The sequence below is a fragment of the Nocardia sp. FBN12 genome (assembly GCF_050320175.1).
In the GTDB taxonomy this organism is placed as follows: domain Bacteria; phylum Actinomycetota; class Actinomycetes; order Mycobacteriales; family Mycobacteriaceae; genus Nocardia.
Window position 1 is genome coordinate 2,860,517 of the sequence record NZ_CP190048.1, and the last position, 17,620, is coordinate 2,878,136.

A 17,620-nucleotide genomic window follows, 5' to 3' on the forward strand; every position below is an offset into this window, starting at 1 on the left:
GAATCGTTGAGATCCGGCGCTTTTCGCGTGCTGTCAGGACAGGCCGAGGTCCCTGGCGACGATCATCTTCATCACCTCGCTGGTCCCGGCGTAGATCCGGGCCACCCGCGCATCGGTGAAGAGCCGGGCGATCGGGTATTCCATCATGTAGCCGTAGCCGCCGAACAGTTGCAGGCAGCGGTCGACGGTGCGGGCCTGCACCTCGGTGCAGAACAGTTTCACCCGGGCGGCATCGGCGCCGGAGAGCACGCCGTCCAGCAGATCCGCGACGGCCCGGTCGATCATCGTCTGCGCGGCCTCGACTTCGGTGGACAGCGCCGCCAGCTCGAACTTGGTGTTCTGGAACGAGGCCACCGGTGTACCGAAAGCCTTACGCTCCCTGGTGTATTCGACGGTGGCGGCGATCGCCGCGCGGGCCTGGGCCACCGAGCCGACTGCGACGGTGAGCCGCTCCTGCGGCAGGTTGTGCCCGAGATAGCCGAACGCCGCGCCCTCCTCGCCCAGCCTGTTCGCCACCGGCACCCGAACGTCGGTGAACGACAGCTCCATCGTGTCCTGCACCTTGCAGCCCATCTTCTCCAGCTCCCGGCCACGTTCGAAGCCGGGCATCCCGTCTTCGACGACCAGCAATGTGAGGCCGGCCCTGCGGTTCTCCGGGTCGGTTGCCGTGCGGGCCACGACGATCACCAGATCGGCGAGCAGGCCACCGGTGATGAAGGTCTTCGCGCCGTTGAGGATGTAATGGTCGCCGTCGCGCACGGCACTGGTGCGCATTCCGGCCAGGTCGGAGCCGGTGCCCGGCTCGGTCATGGCCACGGCGGTGAGCAGCGACCCGGCCGCCAGACCAGCGAACCAGCGCTCGCGTTGCGCGGCATCGGCGTACTCGAGGAAATACGGCAGGATGACGTCGAGCTGGGTGCGGACCGTGCCCATCGTCACCAGGGCGCGGGCGGCCTCCTCCTGCAGGACCACGTTGTAACGGTAGTCGCGCAGGCCCGCGCCGCCGAATTCCTCGGGCAGCGCGATGCCGAGCAGCCCGAGTTCGCCCATCTCGGTGAAGATCTCGCGCGGCATCCGGCCCGCGCGTTCCCAGTCCGCGTAGTTCGGGGCGATGCGTTTCTCGACGAAACCTCGGACCAGTTCGCGAAAGGCCTCGTGATCGGGGGTGAACAGTTCCCGGCGCATGTGATCCCCTCAGACCAGCTCGACGATGGTGGCGTTGGCGGTGCCGCCGCCCTCGCACATGGTTTGCAGGCCGTAGCGAATCCCGTTGTCGCGCATGTGATGCAGCATGCGGGTGAGCAGGACCGCGCCCGAACCGCCCAGCGGATGCCCGAGCGCGATCGCCCCGCCCAGCGGGTTGAGCCGGGCCGGGTCGGCACCGGTCTCGGCCAGCCAGGCCAGCGGCACCGGCGCGAAGGCCTCGTTCACCTCGTACACCCCGATCTCCGGCAGGGTGAGCCCGGCTTTGCGCAACACCTTCTCGGTGGCCGGGATCGGGCCGGTCAGCATGAGGACCGGGTCCGATCCGGCGACCGCCCCGGCGCGGTAGCGCGCCAGCGGGGTCAGACCGAGTTCACGAGCCTTGTCCGTGGTGGTGAGCAGGAGCGCGGCGGCGCCGTCGGAGATCTGGGAGGAGTTGCCCGCGTGGATGACGCCGTCGTCGCGGAAGGCGGGCTTCAGCTTCGCCAGCTTTTCCGTACTGCTCCCCCGCCGAACACCCTCGTCGGTGTCGACGACACCGTCGGCGGTGGTCACCGGCACGATCTGCGCGGTGAACGCGCCCGCGTCCTGCGCGGCGGCGGCCAGCTCGTGCGAGCGCACGGCGAATTCGTCCAGTCGGGTCCGGTCCAGGCTCCACTTGCCGGCGATGAGTTCGGCCGAGAGTCCCTGGTTGAAGGAGAAACCGTCGTAGCGGGCCAGCGCGCGCGGACCATAGGGTGCGCCACCGGCTTTGGCCGCGCCGAGCGGCACCCGGCTCATCACTTCGACTCCGCCCGCGACCATGACGTCGGCCATTCCCGACAACACGGCCTGGGCGGCGAAGTCGACGGCCTGCTGGCTGGAACCGCAGGCGCGGTTCACGGTCGTGCCCGGCACGCTCTCCGGCCAGCCCGCGGCCAGCACCGCGTACCGGCCGATATTGCTCGACTGGTCGCCCACCTGGGACACGCAGCCCCACACCACATCGTCGACGACGACCGGGTCTATGCCGGTGCGCTCGGCCAGGGCGGACAGGACCAGCGCGGACAGGTCCGCCGGGTGAACACCGGCCAGACCGCCGTTGCGTTTGCCGACCGCGGTTCGGACCGCGGCGGCGATGACTACCTCGGGCATGGCTATCTCCCGTTCTCGGAACTCGTGGGACGGATCGGTGGACGATGCACCGTCCACCGCCCGGTGAACTGTGGCGCGCGCCGTTCGGCGAACGCGGCGAACGCTTCCGGCGCGTCGGCGGTGGCGAAGTTCAGCCCTTGCGCGCGGGCCTCGGCGGCGAGGGCCTGGCGCAAGGTGGAGTCGGCGCCCTCGTGCAGCAGCGCCTTGGTCTGCGCCAGCGCCACCGGTGGGCCCGCGGCCAGCCGGGCGGCGAGCTCGCCGGTGAACGCGTCGATCTCGTCGGCGGAGCGCACCCAGGTGACCAGACCCAGCTCGTGCGCTTCGGCGGCGGCGATCGTCTCGGCGAGCAGGGTCAGCCGTTTGGCCTGCTGAAGACCGACGAGCCGGGGCAGCAGCCAGGACCCGCCCAGATCGAGCGTGAGGCCCCTGGCCGTGAACACCTGCGCGAAGGTCGATTCCGGGGTCGCGACCACCAGATCGCACCCCAGCGCCAGATTCCACCCCGCCCCGATCGCGGGCCCGGCCACCTTGGCAACCGTCGGCAGTGGCAGCTCGTGCAGCAGCGTCGCCACCTCGCTGAGCGGGCGCATGCGATAGATCGGGTGCGCGTTGTCGGGCACCGAGATATCGGCCCCGGAACAGAACGCGCTGCCCGCTCCGGTGAGCACCAGTGCGCGTACGCTGCGATCGGTCGCGACCACTCGCAGCGCATCGGCCAGGGCTGCGAAGAGTTCCGCGTCGATGGCATTGCGCCGATGCGGACGATTCAGGGTCAGTGTGCGCACACCGTCGCGGTCGGCGACCAGCAGCACCTGGTCCGCGACGTCGTCACCGATCATGACCCGGCTCCTACCGCGGGGCAGCGGTCACCTGACAGTTCGGTCGCGATGCGTGTAATGGCGTAGCGGTAGCCGGAATCGGTTGCGGGAGAAGTGGGATCGGGCATGGGCTGCGGTCGGGGCCGCCCAACGCGCGCGGCACGGCCAGTCCCGGCGAGCTGCCGTCCACACAGGTGGCACCGATCGTGGCTGAGCGGACGAGTGCGGCGTGGACCAACCCGGCGGCGGCACGGACCGGCGGACTGTGCGACCCATCGCGCGATGGTTGTCGCGGAGGTGACTCCGGCGCCGGTCATGTTCCGACCTCGGTGCGGACCTGCTCGCCGATCACAGCGGTTGCCCGTAACCGCTCTATTTCCGTTGCGGTGCAGCCTATTTCACTGAGGAGTCGGTCGGTATCGGCGCCCAGGTCGGGTACCGGTCCCATCGGTGGCGCATAGCCGGTGACCACTGCGGGCGGGAGGAGTGACGGGATGGGGCCGGCGGGGGTGTCGATGTCGCGCCAGCGGCCTCGCTGCTCGAGCTGCGGGTGGGCCAGAACCTCGCTGGGCCGGTTGTAGCGAGCGTTGCCGATGCCGGCGCTGTCGGCGATCTGCTGGATCTCCACCAGCTCGTGGCCCGCGCACCATGCGGTGATCGCCGCGTCGAGTTCGGCGCGGTGGGCGGTGCGGCCGGAGTTGGTGCGAAACCTCGTGTCGGCGGCGAGATCAGGGCGTTGCAGGACGGTCGTGGCCAGGCGTTGCCATTCGCGGTCGTTGGTGGTGCCGAGCACGACGGTGTGGCCGTCGGCGGTCGGGTAGGCGCCGTAGGGGGCGACCGCGGGTGAGCTCATGCCGAGCGGTATCTGGTCCACCCCGGCGTGGCGGGCGTAGGTGAGGTGGTAGCCCATCATCTCGGCCATGGTGTCGAACAGGCTGATAGCCATGTCCGCGCCGTTCCGTGCCTCCGCGTTGCGTGGGCGCGGGTCCGCTGACGCACCGGCGTCACGGCGGTACAGACCCATCGTGATCGCGAGCGCGGCGTAGAGCCCCGTGGTCACATCCGCCACCGGCGGACCGGGTTTCGCCGGTTGCCCGGCAGTGCCTGTCACCGCACAGACTCCGGCTTCGGCCTGGACGAGGAGGTCGTAGGCACGTTTGTGCGACAGGGGCCCGTCCCGACCGAAGCCGTCGATCTCCATCGCGACGAGCGAGGGGTAGCGCTCGGCCAGCGCCGCCGGGGACAAGCCGAGGCGGGCGGTGGCTCCGGGGGCGAGATTGCTCACCAGCACATCGGCCCGGCTCAGCAATCGGTGCAGGATATCCAGTCCGGCAGTGGTTTTCAGATCGAGGGCGATCGATTCCTTACCTCGGTTCACCCAGACGAAGTGGGCGGCCTGCCCGAGCACCACATCGTCGTAGTGCCGGGCGAAATCGCCGCCCGCCGGGTGCTCGACCTTGATCACCCGCGCACCGAAATCGGCCAGCACGCGTGTGCACATCGGTGCCGAGACCGCCTGCTCCAGCGCGATCACGGTGATCCCGGCCAGCGGCGCGGCCGCGGGTGGGTCGAGGGGTGCCATCAGATCACCGTGCCGCCGTCCACCGGCAGCACCTGCCCGGTGATGAAGGACGCGGCATCGGAGGCCAGGAAGACGAACGCGCCCGCCACCTCGTCGGGTTCAGCCCAGCGGCGCAACAGGATTCGGTCCAGCATCTGCGGTGCGAACCGCTCGTCGGTGCGGATGGCCTCGGTCATCGTAGTGGCGGCCAGTGGGGCCACCGCGTTCACCAGGATCTGCTTGCGCGCCAGTTCCTTCGCCATCGACTTGGTGATGCCGATGACCGCCGCCTTGGCTGCCGAGTAGTTCACCTGGCCGAGTGTCCCGACGATGCCCGCGGCCGAGGTGACGTTGATGATTCGGCCGGTACCGTCGGTGGGCAGGTACGTCAGCGCTGCCTGGACGCACTGGATGGCCCCGAGCGCGTGGATGTCGAACAGCGAACGCACCGACTCCGCGGTGGTCTTGTTCAGCATCGCCGGTGCGGTCACCCCGGCGTTGTTGACCAGGATGTGCAGCGCCCCGCCGGCGAGCGCGGCCGCTCGCTCGGCGGCCTGGCCCGCCGCGTCGGGATCGGTCACATCGAAGGCGAAACTGGCTGCGGTGCCGCCGTTTCCGGTGATCTTCTCCGTGACAGCGCCCGCCGCCACACCGTCCAGGTCGGTCACCAGCACCGCGGCACCGGCCATGGCGAGCGCCTGGGCGACAGCGGCGCCGATGCCGCCCGCCGCCCCGGTCACCAGCGCGGAACGCCCGGTGAGGTCGAACATCGTCTGCGACACCATCAGTAGCTCCTCGGTAGGCCAAGGGCGTGGGTGCCCAGAAAGCTCAAGATCATTTCCTGACTGACGGGCGCGATCCGCATCACCCGCGACTCCCGGAAGTACCGGGCGACGTGGTACTCCTCCGCGTACCCCATCCCACCGTGGGTCTGCAGGGCACGGTCAGCCGCGGTGAAGCCTGCGTCGGCGCACAGATACTTGGCTGTATTCGCCTCGCGCCCACAGGATTTGCCGTTGTCGTAGCGCCAGGTGGCCTTACGCAACACCAATTCCGCCGCGTCGAGCCGGGCGAGCGAGTCCGCCAGCGGGAACTGGACGCCCTGGTTGCTGCCGATCGGCCGGTCGAAGACGACCCGTTCCTTGGCGTAGCGCACCGCCCGATCCAGCGCGACTCGGCCCAGGCCCAGCGCTTCGGCCGCGATCAGCATGCGCTCGGGGTTGAGGCCGTCCAGCAGATAGCGGAAACCCTGCCCTTCCTCGCCGACCCGGTCCTCGACCGGCACCCGCAGATCGTCGATGAACAGCTCGTTCGAACTCACCGCGTTGCGGCCCATCTTCGCGATCGGGCGGATGTCGACGTGGTCGCGATCGAGGTCGGTCAGGAACAGGGTCATCCCGTCGGTCTTCTTCTCGACCTCGTCGTAGGGCGTGGTCCGGGTCAGCAGCAGGATCTTCTCCGACTCGAGCGCCTTCGAGATCCAGACCTTGCGTCCGTTCACCACATAGTGGTCACCGTCGCGGCGGGCCGAGGTGGTGATACGCGAAGTATCCAGTCCCGCACCGGGTTCGGTGACGCCGAAGCACACATGCAGGTCCCCGGCGGCTACCCGTGGCAGGGTGCGCCGCTTGAGGTCGTCGGAGCCGTGCACCACCACCGGCTGCATCCCGAAGATGGACATGTGGATCGAGCTCGCGGCGTTCATCCCGCCGCCGGAGCGCGACACCTCCTCGGCCAGCAGGGTGGCCTCGGTGATGCCGAGGCCGTGCCCGCCGTATTCGGTGGGAATGGTGATGCCGAGCCAGCCGCCGCTCGCGATCGCCCGGTAGAACTCGGTGGGGAATTCGTGGTCGCGGTCGTGCTCCAGCCAATACTGGTCGTCGAACTTGCGGCACAGCTGCGCGACGGTGGAGCGGATGAGCTCCTGATCCTCGGACAGGTCGAAGTGCATGCCTTCGGGCATTGTCTCGGTCCCCTCAGTCGGCTGATCCGGACGGGACCGGTTCCCGCACTGCCCGTTCGGCGAAACCGTCCAGCTCGTAGGACTGCCGGGCCAGCCAGAACCGCAGGAAGTTGGTCAGTGAAAAGCGCAGGAACACCGCGGAACCGGTGACCGCGGCGGCCACGCCGCCCAACGCAAGGACGATGGCGTCGCGCTGCGCCAGCGGATCGGTGCTGCCGTGCGACATCAGGTAGGCCAGTGCGGCCAGCACCGGCCCGGCCACCATGAGCACGACACCGGTGCGCAGCCACAGCCCGGAGCGGCCGGCCGAAGGGTCGGGGATCTTCAGTTCTCGCAGGTCGCGGGCGAAACGGTCCGCACGGGATTCGGTCATGATGGGTCACTTCCTAGATAGAGGGCAGCCAATTCGTCGCGGAGTTCGCTGTCGGGTGGGCCTTGCCGCATCACCCGTCCGCGCACCAGCACGGCGGCGTGATCGGCGATGTCGAGCACGGCCGCGGCGAATTGCTCGACGACCAGCACCGCGACACCCTGGCGGGCGATCTCGGCGACCTGCGCGTAGAGCCGCTCGACCACGAGCGGGGCCAGCCCCATGGACAGTTCGTCGAGCAGCAGCACCGCCGGGTCGGTGGCCAGTCCCCTGGCCAGCGCGAGCATCTGCTGCTCGCCGCCGGACATGGTGCCCGCGACCTGGCCCGCGCGGGTGTGCAGGATCGGGAACCGGTCGAAGGCGAGCTCTTCGATCTCGGCGCGGGTTCGGCCGGTGCAGGTCATCATCCAGAGGTTCTCGCGCACGGTGAGATTCGGGAACACACCGCGGCCTTCCGGAATCAGGCAGACGCCGGCAGCCGCCAGATCGCGGGCCGCGGCCCCGGTGACATCGCGCCCGGCCAGCTCCAGCGCGCCCGCCGTCGGCGGATGGGTGCCGGCCACCACGTTCAGTGCCGTGGTCTTGCCCGCGCCGTTCGGCCCGAGCAGCGCGACCACCTGACCCGCCGGGACCGCGAGGTCGACGCCGTGCAACACGGTGATGGCGCCATAGGCGGCCCGGACGCCGCGCAGCGCCAACAGCGCTGCCGCACTGGATGTTTCGGTCGACGCCGGGTGCAACGTGGTCACAGGTCCCCCAGATAGGCAGCGAGGACAGCCTCGTCCGAGCGGATGGCAGCGGGCGGGCCGGACGCGATCACCCGGCCCAGGTCGAGCACATAGACCTCGTCACAGACGTTCATCACCAGACCCATGTCGTGTTCCACCAGCAGCACCGCGGTGCCCTCCTCGGCGAGCGCGCGCAGCAGTGCCCCGAAGCGCTCGGTTTCGGTGTGATCCTGCCCCGCCGCGGGTTCGTCGAGCAGAATCACACTCGGGCGGGCCGCGATCGCCCGGCCGACCTCCACCAGACGTCCGGTGCCGGTGGGCAATTCGTCGGCGCAGGCATCGGCCACCGACGCGAGGCCGAACCGGTCGATGATGTCGTCGACGATCCGACCGGCCTTGCGGCGGTCCGGGCCGAGTTCGGCGGCGACGAGCAGATTGTCGCGCACGCTGAGCCGACCGAACAGTTCGAGCCGCTGGAACGTGCGCGCCAGCCCGTGCCTGGCCCGGCGGGCGGGCCCGAGCCGGGTGACATCGCGACCGCCCAGCGCCACTCGCCCGTGCACCGGCGTGCGCAGGCCGCAGATCACGTCGAACAGCGTGCTCTTCCCCGCGCCGTTGGGCCCGATCAAGCCGGTGATCGTCCCGGCCTCGGCGCGCAGGGTGGCCGCGTCCAGTGCGCGGTTTCCGCCGAATACGACGGTCACCTCGTCAACTTGCAGTAGTGACGGCACGGTCGAGCACCTCCTCGTCGTCGGCGGTCCATGGCCGCCGGATGCCCCACCACTCGACCGGCACCACCGACGGATCGGCGGCGGGCCGGTGGCGGGCCGAACTCCAGATCCGCGCCGCCACGGTCGCGACGACGACACCGGCGGTGAAGCCCCAGCCGTCGATCGCCTCGAGCAGCCGCAATCCCCACAGCGCGAGGACGGCGGCCACCAGCAGCGGCGCGACCACCCGGTCGCGCAGCATGGGCAGCCACTCCCGGCGCATCGGGGCGATCGCGCCGTCCTTCAGTACGCCACCGCCGAACAGGATGCCGCCCAACGAGGGCAGCACCTGCGACAGGTTCAGCAGGCCTGGCCACAGCACCGGGATCACGTTCAGCGGTCCGGCGAACACCAGGCCGGTGAACATGCCGGCCCCGATCGCGCCGAGCCCGGCGATCGTGACGATCAGGAAGATCGGCAGCCCCGCCACCAGGTTGAACTGGTCCGGCGCCACGGCCTGCACCTGCATGCCGTAGAGCGCGCCGCCGAGGCCGGCGATGGCCGCAGACAGCGCGAACACCGTCACCCGCGCCAGCAGCAGGCTGCCGCCGAGGGTGGCGTAGGCGGCCTCACTGTCGCGCAGCGCGATCAGTCGCCTGCCGAATCGGCTGCGCCGCAACAGCGCGACACCGATGCCCGCCACCGCAAGGCACATCGCGGCGAACACGGTGATCCCGGCGGTGGTCTCCACCTTCAGCCCGAACAGGTCCGGTCCGACGATCGACACCGAGCCCTGATCGAACAGCGCGATCCGCACACCGAGGATCTCGAAGGCGGGCAGCGTGAAGATCCAGCGGTCGAGGACGACCGCGAACGCCGCGGTGGCCAGCGCCATGTAGACACCCGACAAGCGCAGTGCCGGAATCGCGATCACCGCACCGACGAGCCCGGCGATCCCCATGGCGGCGAACAACGCCCACCACTGCCCGTCCGGTCCCAGATGCCCGTAGGCCACCGCGCCGATGCCGGCCAACCCGAGCTGGCACAGGGAGATCTGCCCCGCGAACCCGAGTAGCGGCACATACGACAGCGCGATGACACCCCAGGCGAACATGGCGCCGTAGGTGATCAGATCCGGCTCGCTCAGCATCGTGGCCAACATCAATCCCAGCGTCACGATCACCGCCGCGAAGGCCGCCGAGCCGCCGAGGGTGGGCAACGGCACCGCGCCCACCTTTCGATCGCGCCCACGCAAGCGGCCGTGCGGGAACAACAGCAGCGCGACGAACAGCAGCAGCGCGGGCGCCGCGAGCCGCAACCCCGGCAGGTACTCGTTCTGCGGCAGATATCCGGTCAGGTAACTCTCCAGCAGACCGACCACCACCGCACCGACGAACACCATCGGCAGATTGCGCAACCTGCCGAAAATGGCCGCGGTGTAGGCACTCACGATCAGCAGCGACAGTTGCGCCGCGTCGAGGGTGACCATCGGCGCGATCAGGATGCCGCCGATCGCGGCCAGTTCGATGCCGAGAATCCAGGCGATCCGGTTGGCCCGCTGCGGGTCCGCACCGGTCAGCCCGACCAGGGCACGGTCATCGACAGTGGCCCGCATTTCGACACCGGTTCTGGTGCGGTACAACAGGATTCGCAGGGCGATCGCCACCGCTATCGCGACCGCGATGGTGAGCGCCTGATGCCAGGTCAGCGTCACCACGCCCAGGTCGATCGAGGGCTGCTCCGGGAAGAACCGCGGCAGGGACCGCGATTCGTTCGGATTCCAGACCCAGCGGGCCAGCACGATCAGCCCGCTGAGCAACGCGATGGTCATGACGAGTTTCTCGGCGTCACCCAAACCCTGTGTCGGGGCGAGGGTTCGGCCGAAGAACAGCCCGAAGGCCGGGGCGAAGACCAGCAGCACCGCCGCCAGCGCGAGCGGTACCGGCCAGCCCCAGCCCACCGACAGCTGCCAGTAGACGAAGGCCGAGACCATGCCCGCCGCCCCGTGGGCGAAGTTGAACACACCTGTCGTGGTGTAGGTGAGCACCAGACCGCTGCCGATCACGGCATAGATCGCGGCGGTGCTCAGGCCGACGATTCCGAAAGCGAGGAATTGCTCCATCAGTGGGCGTACTCCGTCACTTCAGATCGTTGATGCTCTTGCCGACATCGGCCAGAGTCATCGGCGCACCGAAGTCACCGCGATAGGAGTACGGGGTGAAGCCACACCGGAACAGCCCTCCCGTGTTCGGGGCGAACTGCGCGGACTCCCAGCCGCCGGGCCTGGCCTGCTGGACGTTGAAGCAGCGTGGCTGTTCGGCCATCGACTTGGACAGATCCACCGGCGCTTGCAGCCCTCCCGCGGTCCACGAGGTCTCCTTGCTCGCGGCCTGGTAGACACAGGCCCGGGTCAGCTCGTCACCGCAGCCGGTGGCGGCCTTCGCGAACAACAGCCAGGACTGGAACGCCCGCAACACCTGGAACGTGATGCCGCTGCCGGGTGAGTACTGCTCGAAGAGGTCCTTCACCTTCTTCACGGCGGGAACCTGATCGGCCGCGGCCAGCGGTGCGGTGCCGCTCATGTCGAGCACGTTGTTCTGGAAACCCAACGAGCCCTTGGCCGCGTCGAGGAAGACCTGGTTGTAGGCGTTGGAATTGGCGTCGATCCAGTCCAGCTTGTAGTTCATGCTGGTGAGCACGTCCTGCAGCTTCGCCAGGTAGCGGAAGTCACCGTAGAAGATGAGGCCCTTCACTCCGGCCGCCTTGACGGCCTGGGCGTAGGGAGTCCAGTCCGCTACCCCCGAGATCGGGTACAGGTCGTTGTAGGCGATCCTCGCCCCGGCGGCGGTGAGCGATTCGGTGAGCTTCTCCCCCATCACCTTGGTGATCGGCGAATCCCCGTTGATCATGCCGATCGCGCTCTTGGAGTCCGGATAGGCCTCGTTGATGAGCCAATCCTGGAATCCGGTGTAGGGATTGACGTTCTCCGACATCGCCGAGCCCGATCCCCGTTGCAGATCCGAACCGGTGTTGGCGGTTTGCGAGACCTGCGCGGGGAACTCGGGCAACAGGCACTGCAGCCGGTCCTTGACCCCGAGACCGTCGAGTGCGGCGCTGCCGCCGACCAGGACGAAGTCCTCACGACAGGCCTCCAGCATGCGCTGGCGGACCTCCATCAGTTTGGTATCACGCAGGTTGGTGACGATCTTGCGGCCGTTGATGCCGCCTGCCGCGTTGCACCAGGACGTGAAAACCTTGGCGGCGTCGACGAAGTCGGGATTCTTCGTGAAACCGATATCGGAGAAGACGCCGACCTCGATCTCGGTCGCCGTGACGCCCTGCGACGGGGCGCCCCCGGGTGTGCCCGGCTTGCAGACATCGGTCAATGTCCCGAAGTCGCCGGCGACGACCGCCGTGGTGCCGCCGGATCCGTCCTCGCGTGCCCCGCTGTCTCTGCCACAGCCCGCCACCAGAAGCGCGAGGGCCATCAGAGCGACAACTGTTCGCTGTGGTTTCACGGTTTTTCCTCCTCTATGAGCGGCGGCACGCCGATCGACTCCTGCCGCCCACCCGATGCAACGGAAACTATCTTCTCAGCAACGGATAATCAATATGCAGTTTTGAGAGAACATGGATCTAACGAGACGGTGGCCATCCGCGCCGACCGCCGCGGCGACCAGCGATCGACCCCCGCGTTGACAGCACGTCAACGGCATGGAAATGTGGTAGTCAGTTTTTGAGAATGCTATTCTCTCAACCATCGGACCGAGCAAAGGGAATCCCTTGGCACACTTCACGAAACCAGCGGCAGGGAGCTGGACGCAGAACTATCCCGAGCTGGGCACCGCCCCGGTGGACTACACGGACTCGATCGACCCCGCCTTCTACGAGGACGAGCGCCAGGCGATCTTCCGCAAGAGCTGGCTCAATGTCGGCCGGGTGAACCGCTTGCCCAAGGTGGGCAACTACTTCACCAAGGAACTCGCCTGCGTCGGTACCTCGCTGATCATCGTGCGCGGCGCCGATCAGACGATCCGGGCGTTCCACAACATCTGCCGTCATCGCGGCAACAAGCTGGTCTGGGACGACTTCCCCAACGAGGAGACCTCGGGCACCTGCAGGCAGTTCACCTGCAAGTACCACGCGTGGCGCTACGGCCTCGACGGCGAACTGACCTTCGTGCAGCAGGAAGGTGAGTTCTTCGACCTGGACAAGCAGAAGTTCGGCCTCAAGAACGTGCGCTGCGAGGTCTGGCAGGGCTTCATCTTCGTCAACCTCGACGAGAACGCGCGCCCACTCGACGAGTACCTCGGCCCGCTGGCCAAGGGCCTCGAGGGCTACCCGTTCGAGCAGATGACCGAGGTCTACAGCTACAAGGCCGAGATCGGCGCCAACTGGAAACTGTTCGTCGACGCCTTCGCCGAGTTCTATCACGCACCGGTGCTGCATCAGAAGCAGGCGGTCAAGGACGAGGCCGACAAGCTGGCCGGGTACGGCTACGAGGCGCTGCACTACGAGATCGCCGCGCCGCACTCGATGATCTCGTCCTGGGGCGGAATGGCGCCGCCGAAGGACCCGTCGGTGGTGAAGCCGATCGAACGCGAACTGCGCAGCGGCCTGTTCGGGCCGTGGGACCGGCCCGACATCGAGGGGCTGGAACCGCTGCCCGAGGGCCTCAACCCGGCGCGCCACAAGGCGTGGGGCATCGACGAATTCGAGTTCTTCCCCAACTTCTCGCTGCTGTTCTGGGCACCCGGCTGGTACCTCACCTACCACTACTGGCCGACCGCGGTGAACCGGCACATCTTCGAGGCGAGCCTGTATTTCGTGCCCGCGAAGAACGCCCGCGAACGGCTCGCGCAGGAACTCGCCGCGGTGACGTTCAAGGAGTACGCGCTGCAGGACGCGAACACCCTCGAGGCCACCCAGACCATGATCGCCACCAGGGAGGTCACCGACTTCCCGCTCAACGATCAGGAGATCCTGCTTCGCCACCTGCACAAGACCACCCAGAAGATCGTCGAGGAGTACCGCAATGACCGCGCCGACTGAATCACCCACGCTTCCTACCGAATTCGCCGACCTGGCGCGCTTCTCGGACTGGATCCTGGCCACCGAACCGGAGCGCTACGCCAAGCGCCTCGCCTCGACCATGGACGAGATGCAGGATCTCTACGACACGCTCTTCCCCCGCCTGCAGACCGCGCTCGACTTCATCGACAAGCACGACTGGCACGACCTGCCCGACGAGGCACGCCACCTGTTCCACCTGCTCCAGTCGCTGGTGATGGTGTCGTTCCCGATCGAGGTCTGGAAGCAGCCGCGCGTCCCCGATGCCGGTGCCGCCTACCTCGACATCGTGCGCGAACCGGTGGTCTGAGGCAGTGGCAACGCATACCCTGCGAGCGGCCGGCCTGCTCGATGTCGACACCGGCGAGATCATCCGGCCCGGCATCGTGCGGATCGACGGCGACCGGATCGTCGGTGTCGGCGGTGCCACCGAGGGCGAGGTCGTCGATCTCGGCGACCTCGTCCTGCTGCCCGGCCTGATGGACATGGAAGTCAACCTGCTGATGGGTGGACGCGGGGAGACCGGACTGGCTTCCAGCGTCACCGACGATCCGGCACTGCGGGTGTTGCGCGCGGTGGGCAATGCCCGGCGCACGCTGCGGGCCGGGTTCACCACCGTGCGCAACCTCGGCCTTTTCGTCAAAACGGGTGGTTACCTGCTCGATGTCGCGCTGGGCAAAGCCATCGACGCGGGCTGGATCGACGGTCCACGCATCGTGCCCGCCGGTCACGCGATCACCCCGACCGGCGGCCACCTCGACCCGACCATGTTCGCCGCCTTCGCCCCGGACGTGCTGCACCTGACGATCGAGGAAGGGATCGCCAACGGCGTCGACGAGGTCCGCAAAGCGGTGCGCTACCAGATCAAGCACGGCGCGCAACTGATCAAGATCTGCGTCTCGGGCGGGGTCATGTCGCTCACCGGAGCACCTGGCGCACAACACTATTCCGACGAGGAACTCCGTGCGATCGTGGACGAGGCGCATCGCCGTGGGCTGCGGGTGGCCGCGCACACCCACGGCGCCGACGCGGTCAAGCACGCGGTGGCGGCCGGCATCGACTGCATCGAGCACGGCTTCCTCATCGACGACGAGGCCATCGCGCTGATGGTCGAGCACGGCACCTGGCTCGTGCCGACCACCCGTTTGGCGGACGCGATGGATGTCTCCAAGGCCGATCCGGCGTTGCAGGCCAAAGCGGCCGAGATGTTTCCCAAGGCGCGTACCTCGGTACTGGCCGCCTACCGAGCCGGGGTCAAGATCGCCGTCGGCACCGACGCGCCCGCGATTCCGCACGGCCGCAACGCCGATGAGCTGGTCGCACTGGTCGAGCGCGGCATGACACCCCTCGACGTGCTGCGCGCGGCTACCGTGCGCGGCGCGGAACTGATCGGCGTCACCGACCGCGGACGGCTCGCCGCGGGGCAGCTCGCCGACATCATCGGCGTCCCCGGCGACCCCGTGGACGACATCACCCACACCCAGAACGTGCAGTTCGTGATGAAAGGCGGAAAGATCCATGTCACGAAGTGACGACCTGCTCGAGATCCAGCAGGTACTCGCCCGCTACGCGGTGACCATCACCAAAGGCGACATCGACGGTGTGATCGCGGTGTTCACCCCCGACGGCACCTACAGCGCCTTCGGCGACACCTACACCCTCGACCTGTTCCCCGAACTCGTCGCAGCCGCGCCGAAGGGGCTCTTCCTCACCGGCACACCGGCGCTGGATATCGACGGCGACACCGCGACCGGCACGCAGCCCCTGTGCTTCATCGAGCACAGCACGCACGACATGCGGATCGGCTACTACACCGACACGCTCGTTCGCGGCGAACAAGGATGGCGGCTCCGGACCCGGCGGATGACGTTCATTCGCCGCAACGGCGAGCACGATTCGGGGATCCCGCACGCGTTCGAGCGTTCCAAGGCATGACAGTGGGCACCGGCTCGCCCGCGACACCACCTGTGCTGCACGGCATCTCAGATTTCCGCACCAGCCTGCAGGCCTGGCTCGACGCCAACGATCTGACCCCGGCGCCGGACCACTCGCTCGACGGCCAAGTGGCACAACTGCTGCGGGTCCGGCGCGCGCTCTTCGACGCGGACTGGATGCGCTACGGCTGGCCCGCCGAGATCGGCGGGCTCGGCGGCCCCGCCGCGCTGCGTGCCGTGCTCGGCGAGGAGATCGCCACCCGCGACCTCGCCGAGCCGGGCATCTGGTCGATGATCGAAGTCCTCGCGCCGACGATGATCTCGTACGCGCCGCCCGCACTGGCCGCGCAGATGGTGCCGTTGCTGCTGTCCGGCCGGGAGCAGTGGTGTCAGGGCTTCTCCGAGCCGGGCTCGGGCAGCGACCTCGCCTCGCTGAGCACGAAAGCGACACCACGCGAACAGGATTGGGTGATATCGGGCCAGAAGGTGTGGACCAGTCTCGCGCAGTACGCGGCCCGCTGTGTGCTGCTCACCCGGACCGGGCCGGGCCACGGCGGCATCACGGCGTTCTTCGTCGACATGGACACCCCGGGAATCACGGTGCGGCCCTTGCGAACCATGCACGGCGTCGACGAGTTCGCCGAGGTGTTCTTCGACGATGTGGTGGTCCCCGGCGACCGGATGCTCGGCGCCCCCGGCGACGGCTGGCAGATCGCGATGGATCTGCTGCCGCACGAGCGGTCCACCTGCTTCTGGCACCGGATCGCCTACCTGCTCACCCGGCTCGATCAGGTGATCGCGCAGGCCGACGACCACGACGAAGCCGCACTCGGCGCCGCCTATCTCGCGCTGCACACCGTCCGCTGCCGTTCGCTGGGCACCCAGCGCCGACTTGCCGATGGCGACCAGCTCGGAGCGGAGACCTCGATCGACAAGGTCCTCCTGGCCGGCGCCGAACAGGAGCTGTTCGACCTCGCGCGCGATCTGCTGCCGGGCGCGGTCGAACTCGACGACGGTCCGTGGCGCACCGAGTTCCTCTATTCGAGGGCGGCGACGATCTACGGCGGCACCGCCGAGATCCAGCGCAACATCATCGCCCGCAGGCTCCTCGATCTCGGAAAGGACTAGCCGTGCCCGAACATTCCGGCCTCGATGCGAGTGAGCGCGCCCTACTCACCGCTGAGGTCCGCCGCGCCATGTCCGAGCGCACCGGCCACGCACTCGACACCGCGTTAACCGAGCTCGGCTGGCCCGAGATACTCGCGGCAGCACCAGAACTCACCGGTCCGGTGCTGTTCCGGCTACTCGGTGAAACAGGCGCGCACGCGCCGCTCCTGCTCGACGTACTCGAGCGCGCCAGCGCAGACGCGCCGCCAGTCCTCGCCGTGCGCGAGCGCGCCAGAACAGACTCCCCGCTGGTGCTCGACGTGATCGAGCGCGCCGGAACAGGCGCGCCGACGGTGCTGGACCATGCCGGCGCGGACGCGTCCGTACTCCCCTTCGCGGGTGGACGCTGGGTCCGATGGGAACGAACCGGTTCGACTACGGATTCCCTTCCACCGCAGGGCGATTCGGTCGACCCCGACCTCCCCCTATACCGCGCATCCGCGGGGATCACCCCTGCCGCGTACCCGCTCGCCGAGGGCAGGCGGGTACTGGCCTGGTGGCTGCTCGGCACCGGGCACGCCATGCTCGCCCTGGCCCGCACACACGCGCTCGAGCGGGCCCAGTTCGGCCGCCCACTCGCCTCGTTCCAGGCGGTCCGGCATCGCCTCGCCGAGACCCTGGTGGCCCTCGACGGCGCCGAGGCGGCACTGATCATCGCCGACGAGGTCGCGCTCGACCCCACCCGCGCCGCACACCACGCCACGGCCGCGCTACTGGCCAAGGCGGCCGCCGGACGGGCGGGGCTCACCGCCGCGCGGCACTGCCAGCAGGTGCTCGGCGGCATCGGTTTCACCGCCGAGCACGCTATGCATCGACACCTGCGGCGCGTGCTGATTCTCGACGGATTGCTCGGCAGCACAAGGGAACTCACCCAGCTGGCCGGTGCGACGATCCGGCGGTCGGGTACCGCGATCCGCATCGCGCACCTGTGAGCGCGCGGCCGGGTGGCACTCACGTCACCG

Annotated in this window: 17 protein-coding genes; 6 read left to right on the forward strand and 11 right to left on the reverse strand. The window is 68.6% G+C overall.

Features of this window, described 5'->3' with window-relative positions:
• Window positions 1-33: 33 nt before the first annotated feature.
• From ACQHI0_RS13870 to ACQHI0_RS13920, 11 genes are all read right to left on the reverse strand, one after another.
• Window positions 34-1,185: an acyl-CoA dehydrogenase family protein gene (locus ACQHI0_RS13870; RefSeq protein ID WP_427908349.1), complete on the reverse strand. Its 1,152-nt coding sequence runs from the start codon at window positions 1,183-1,185 to the stop codon at window positions 34-36.
• Window positions 1,186-1,194: 9 nt separating this feature from the next.
• Window positions 1,195-2,337: a thiolase family protein gene (locus tag ACQHI0_RS13875; protein WP_427908350.1), complete on the reverse strand. Its 1,143-nt coding sequence runs from the start codon at window positions 2,335-2,337 to the stop codon at window positions 1,195-1,197.
• 2 nt (window positions 2,338-2,339) lie between these two features.
• Window positions 2,340-3,176, reverse strand: coding sequence for an enoyl-CoA hydratase/isomerase family protein (locus ACQHI0_RS13880; protein ID WP_427908351.1), 837 nt, complete (start codon window positions 3,174-3,176; stop codon window positions 2,340-2,342).
• A 292-nt stretch (window positions 3,177-3,468) separates the two neighbouring features.
• Window positions 3,469-4,737 (reverse strand): CaiB/BaiF CoA transferase family protein, encoded by a 1,269-nt coding sequence (locus ACQHI0_RS13885; protein ID WP_427908352.1) that lies wholly within the window; start codon window positions 4,735-4,737, stop codon window positions 3,469-3,471.
• Complete coding sequence (locus tag ACQHI0_RS13890; RefSeq protein ID WP_427908353.1) at window positions 4,737-5,501, reverse strand: SDR family NAD(P)-dependent oxidoreductase; 765 nt, start codon at window positions 5,499-5,501, stop codon at window positions 4,737-4,739. The genes ACQHI0_RS13885 and ACQHI0_RS13890 overlap by 1 nt, the downstream gene beginning before the upstream one ends.
• The gene (locus ACQHI0_RS13895; RefSeq protein ID WP_427909160.1) at window positions 5,501-6,667 is read right to left on the reverse strand and encodes an acyl-CoA dehydrogenase family protein; all 1,167 of its coding nucleotides are present in this window, start codon (window positions 6,665-6,667) and stop codon (window positions 5,501-5,503) included. The genes ACQHI0_RS13890 and ACQHI0_RS13895 overlap by 1 nt, the downstream gene beginning before the upstream one ends.
• Before the next feature lie 25 nt (window positions 6,668-6,692).
• Window positions 6,693-7,052 (reverse strand): hypothetical protein, encoded by a 360-nt coding sequence (locus ACQHI0_RS13900; RefSeq protein WP_427908354.1) that lies wholly within the window; start codon window positions 7,050-7,052, stop codon window positions 6,693-6,695.
• Entirely contained in the window at window positions 7,049-7,789 is a 741-nt protein-coding gene (locus ACQHI0_RS13905) for an ABC transporter ATP-binding protein (RefSeq protein ID WP_427909161.1), read from the reverse strand. Before ACQHI0_RS13905 ends, ACQHI0_RS13900 begins: the two co-directional genes overlap by 4 nt.
• A 5-nt stretch (window positions 7,790-7,794) precedes the next feature.
• A complete protein-coding gene (locus ACQHI0_RS13910; RefSeq protein WP_427908355.1) occupies window positions 7,795-8,508 on the reverse strand; it encodes an ABC transporter ATP-binding protein in 714 nt (237 codons plus the stop codon).
• Window positions 8,486-10,609, reverse strand: coding sequence for an ABC transporter permease subunit (locus ACQHI0_RS13915; protein WP_427908356.1), 2,124 nt, complete (start codon window positions 10,607-10,609; stop codon window positions 8,486-8,488). The genes ACQHI0_RS13910 and ACQHI0_RS13915 overlap by 23 nt, the downstream gene beginning before the upstream one ends.
• A gap of 16 nt (window positions 10,610-10,625) precedes the next feature.
• Complete coding sequence (locus ACQHI0_RS13920; protein ID WP_427908357.1) at window positions 10,626-12,005, reverse strand: ABC transporter substrate-binding protein; 1,380 nt, start codon at window positions 12,003-12,005, stop codon at window positions 10,626-10,628.
• A gap of 265 nt (window positions 12,006-12,270) precedes the next feature.
• On the opposite strand from ACQHI0_RS13920, the gene ACQHI0_RS13925 reads away from it, so the two are divergent.
• The 6 genes from ACQHI0_RS13925 to ACQHI0_RS13950 are packed head-to-tail and all read left to right on the forward strand — an operon-like array spanning window position 12,271 to window position 17,590.
• Window positions 12,271-13,539, forward strand: a complete 1,269-nt coding sequence (locus ACQHI0_RS13925) for an aromatic ring-hydroxylating oxygenase subunit alpha (protein WP_427908358.1) — start codon at window positions 12,271-12,273, stop codon at window positions 13,537-13,539.
• Window positions 13,523-13,867 (forward strand): hypothetical protein, encoded by a 345-nt coding sequence (locus tag ACQHI0_RS13930; protein WP_427908359.1) that lies wholly within the window; start codon window positions 13,523-13,525, stop codon window positions 13,865-13,867. The genes ACQHI0_RS13925 and ACQHI0_RS13930 overlap by 17 nt, the downstream gene beginning before the upstream one ends.
• A gap of 4 nt (window positions 13,868-13,871) precedes the next feature.
• On the forward strand, window positions 13,872-15,089 hold the full coding sequence (locus ACQHI0_RS13935; RefSeq protein WP_427908360.1) for an amidohydrolase family protein: 1,218 nt from the start codon (window positions 13,872-13,874) through the stop codon (window positions 15,087-15,089).
• Entirely contained in the window at window positions 15,076-15,492 is a 417-nt protein-coding gene (locus ACQHI0_RS13940; RefSeq protein WP_427908361.1) for a nuclear transport factor 2 family protein, read from the forward strand. The genes ACQHI0_RS13935 and ACQHI0_RS13940 overlap by 14 nt, the downstream gene beginning before the upstream one ends.
• Entirely contained in the window at window positions 15,489-16,619 is a 1,131-nt protein-coding gene (locus tag ACQHI0_RS13945; RefSeq protein WP_427908362.1) for an acyl-CoA dehydrogenase family protein, read from the forward strand. The genes ACQHI0_RS13940 and ACQHI0_RS13945 overlap by 4 nt, the downstream gene beginning before the upstream one ends.
• A 2-nt stretch (window positions 16,620-16,621) precedes the next feature.
• Complete coding sequence (locus ACQHI0_RS13950) at window positions 16,622-17,590, forward strand: acyl-CoA dehydrogenase family protein (RefSeq protein WP_427908363.1); 969 nt, start codon at window positions 16,622-16,624, stop codon at window positions 17,588-17,590.
• The last annotated feature ends 30 nt before the right edge of the window (window positions 17,591-17,620 follow it).

What these genes read in the sequence shown, in the direction of transcription:
- ACQHI0_RS13870 (WP_427908349.1), bottom strand. Translation starts at nt 1,185, where the DNA reads ATGCGCCGGGAACTGTTCACCCCCGATCACGAGGCCTTTCGCGAACTG.
- ACQHI0_RS13875 (WP_427908350.1), bottom strand. Translation starts at nt 2,337, where the DNA reads ATGCCCGAGGTAGTCATCGCCGCCGCGGTCCGAACCGCGGTCGGCAAA.
- ACQHI0_RS13880 (WP_427908351.1), bottom strand. Translation starts at nt 3,176, where the DNA reads ATGATCGGTGACGACGTCGCGGACCAGGTGCTGCTGGTCGCCGACCGC.
- ACQHI0_RS13885 (WP_427908352.1), bottom strand. Translation starts at nt 4,737, where the DNA reads ATGGCACCCCTCGACCCACCCGCGGCCGCGCCGCTGGCCGGGATCACC.
- ACQHI0_RS13890 (WP_427908353.1), bottom strand. Translation starts at nt 5,501, where the DNA reads ATGGTGTCGCAGACGATGTTCGACCTCACCGGGCGTTCCGCGCTGGTG.
- ACQHI0_RS13895 (WP_427909160.1), bottom strand. Translation starts at nt 6,667, where the DNA reads ATGCACTTCGACCTGTCCGAGGATCAGGAGCTCATCCGCTCCACCGTC.
- ACQHI0_RS13900 (WP_427908354.1), bottom strand. Translation starts at nt 7,052, where the DNA reads ATGACCGAATCCCGTGCGGACCGTTTCGCCCGCGACCTGCGAGAACTG.
- ACQHI0_RS13915 (WP_427908356.1), bottom strand. Translation starts at nt 10,609, where the DNA reads ATGGAGCAATTCCTCGCTTTCGGAATCGTCGGCCTGAGCACCGCCGCG.
- ACQHI0_RS13930 (WP_427908359.1), top strand. Translation starts at nt 13,523, where the DNA reads ATGACCGCGCCGACTGAATCACCCACGCTTCCTACCGAATTCGCCGAC.
- ACQHI0_RS13940 (WP_427908361.1), top strand. Translation starts at nt 15,076, where the DNA reads ATGTCACGAAGTGACGACCTGCTCGAGATCCAGCAGGTACTCGCCCGC.
- ACQHI0_RS13945 (WP_427908362.1), top strand. Translation starts at nt 15,489, where the DNA reads ATGACAGTGGGCACCGGCTCGCCCGCGACACCACCTGTGCTGCACGGC.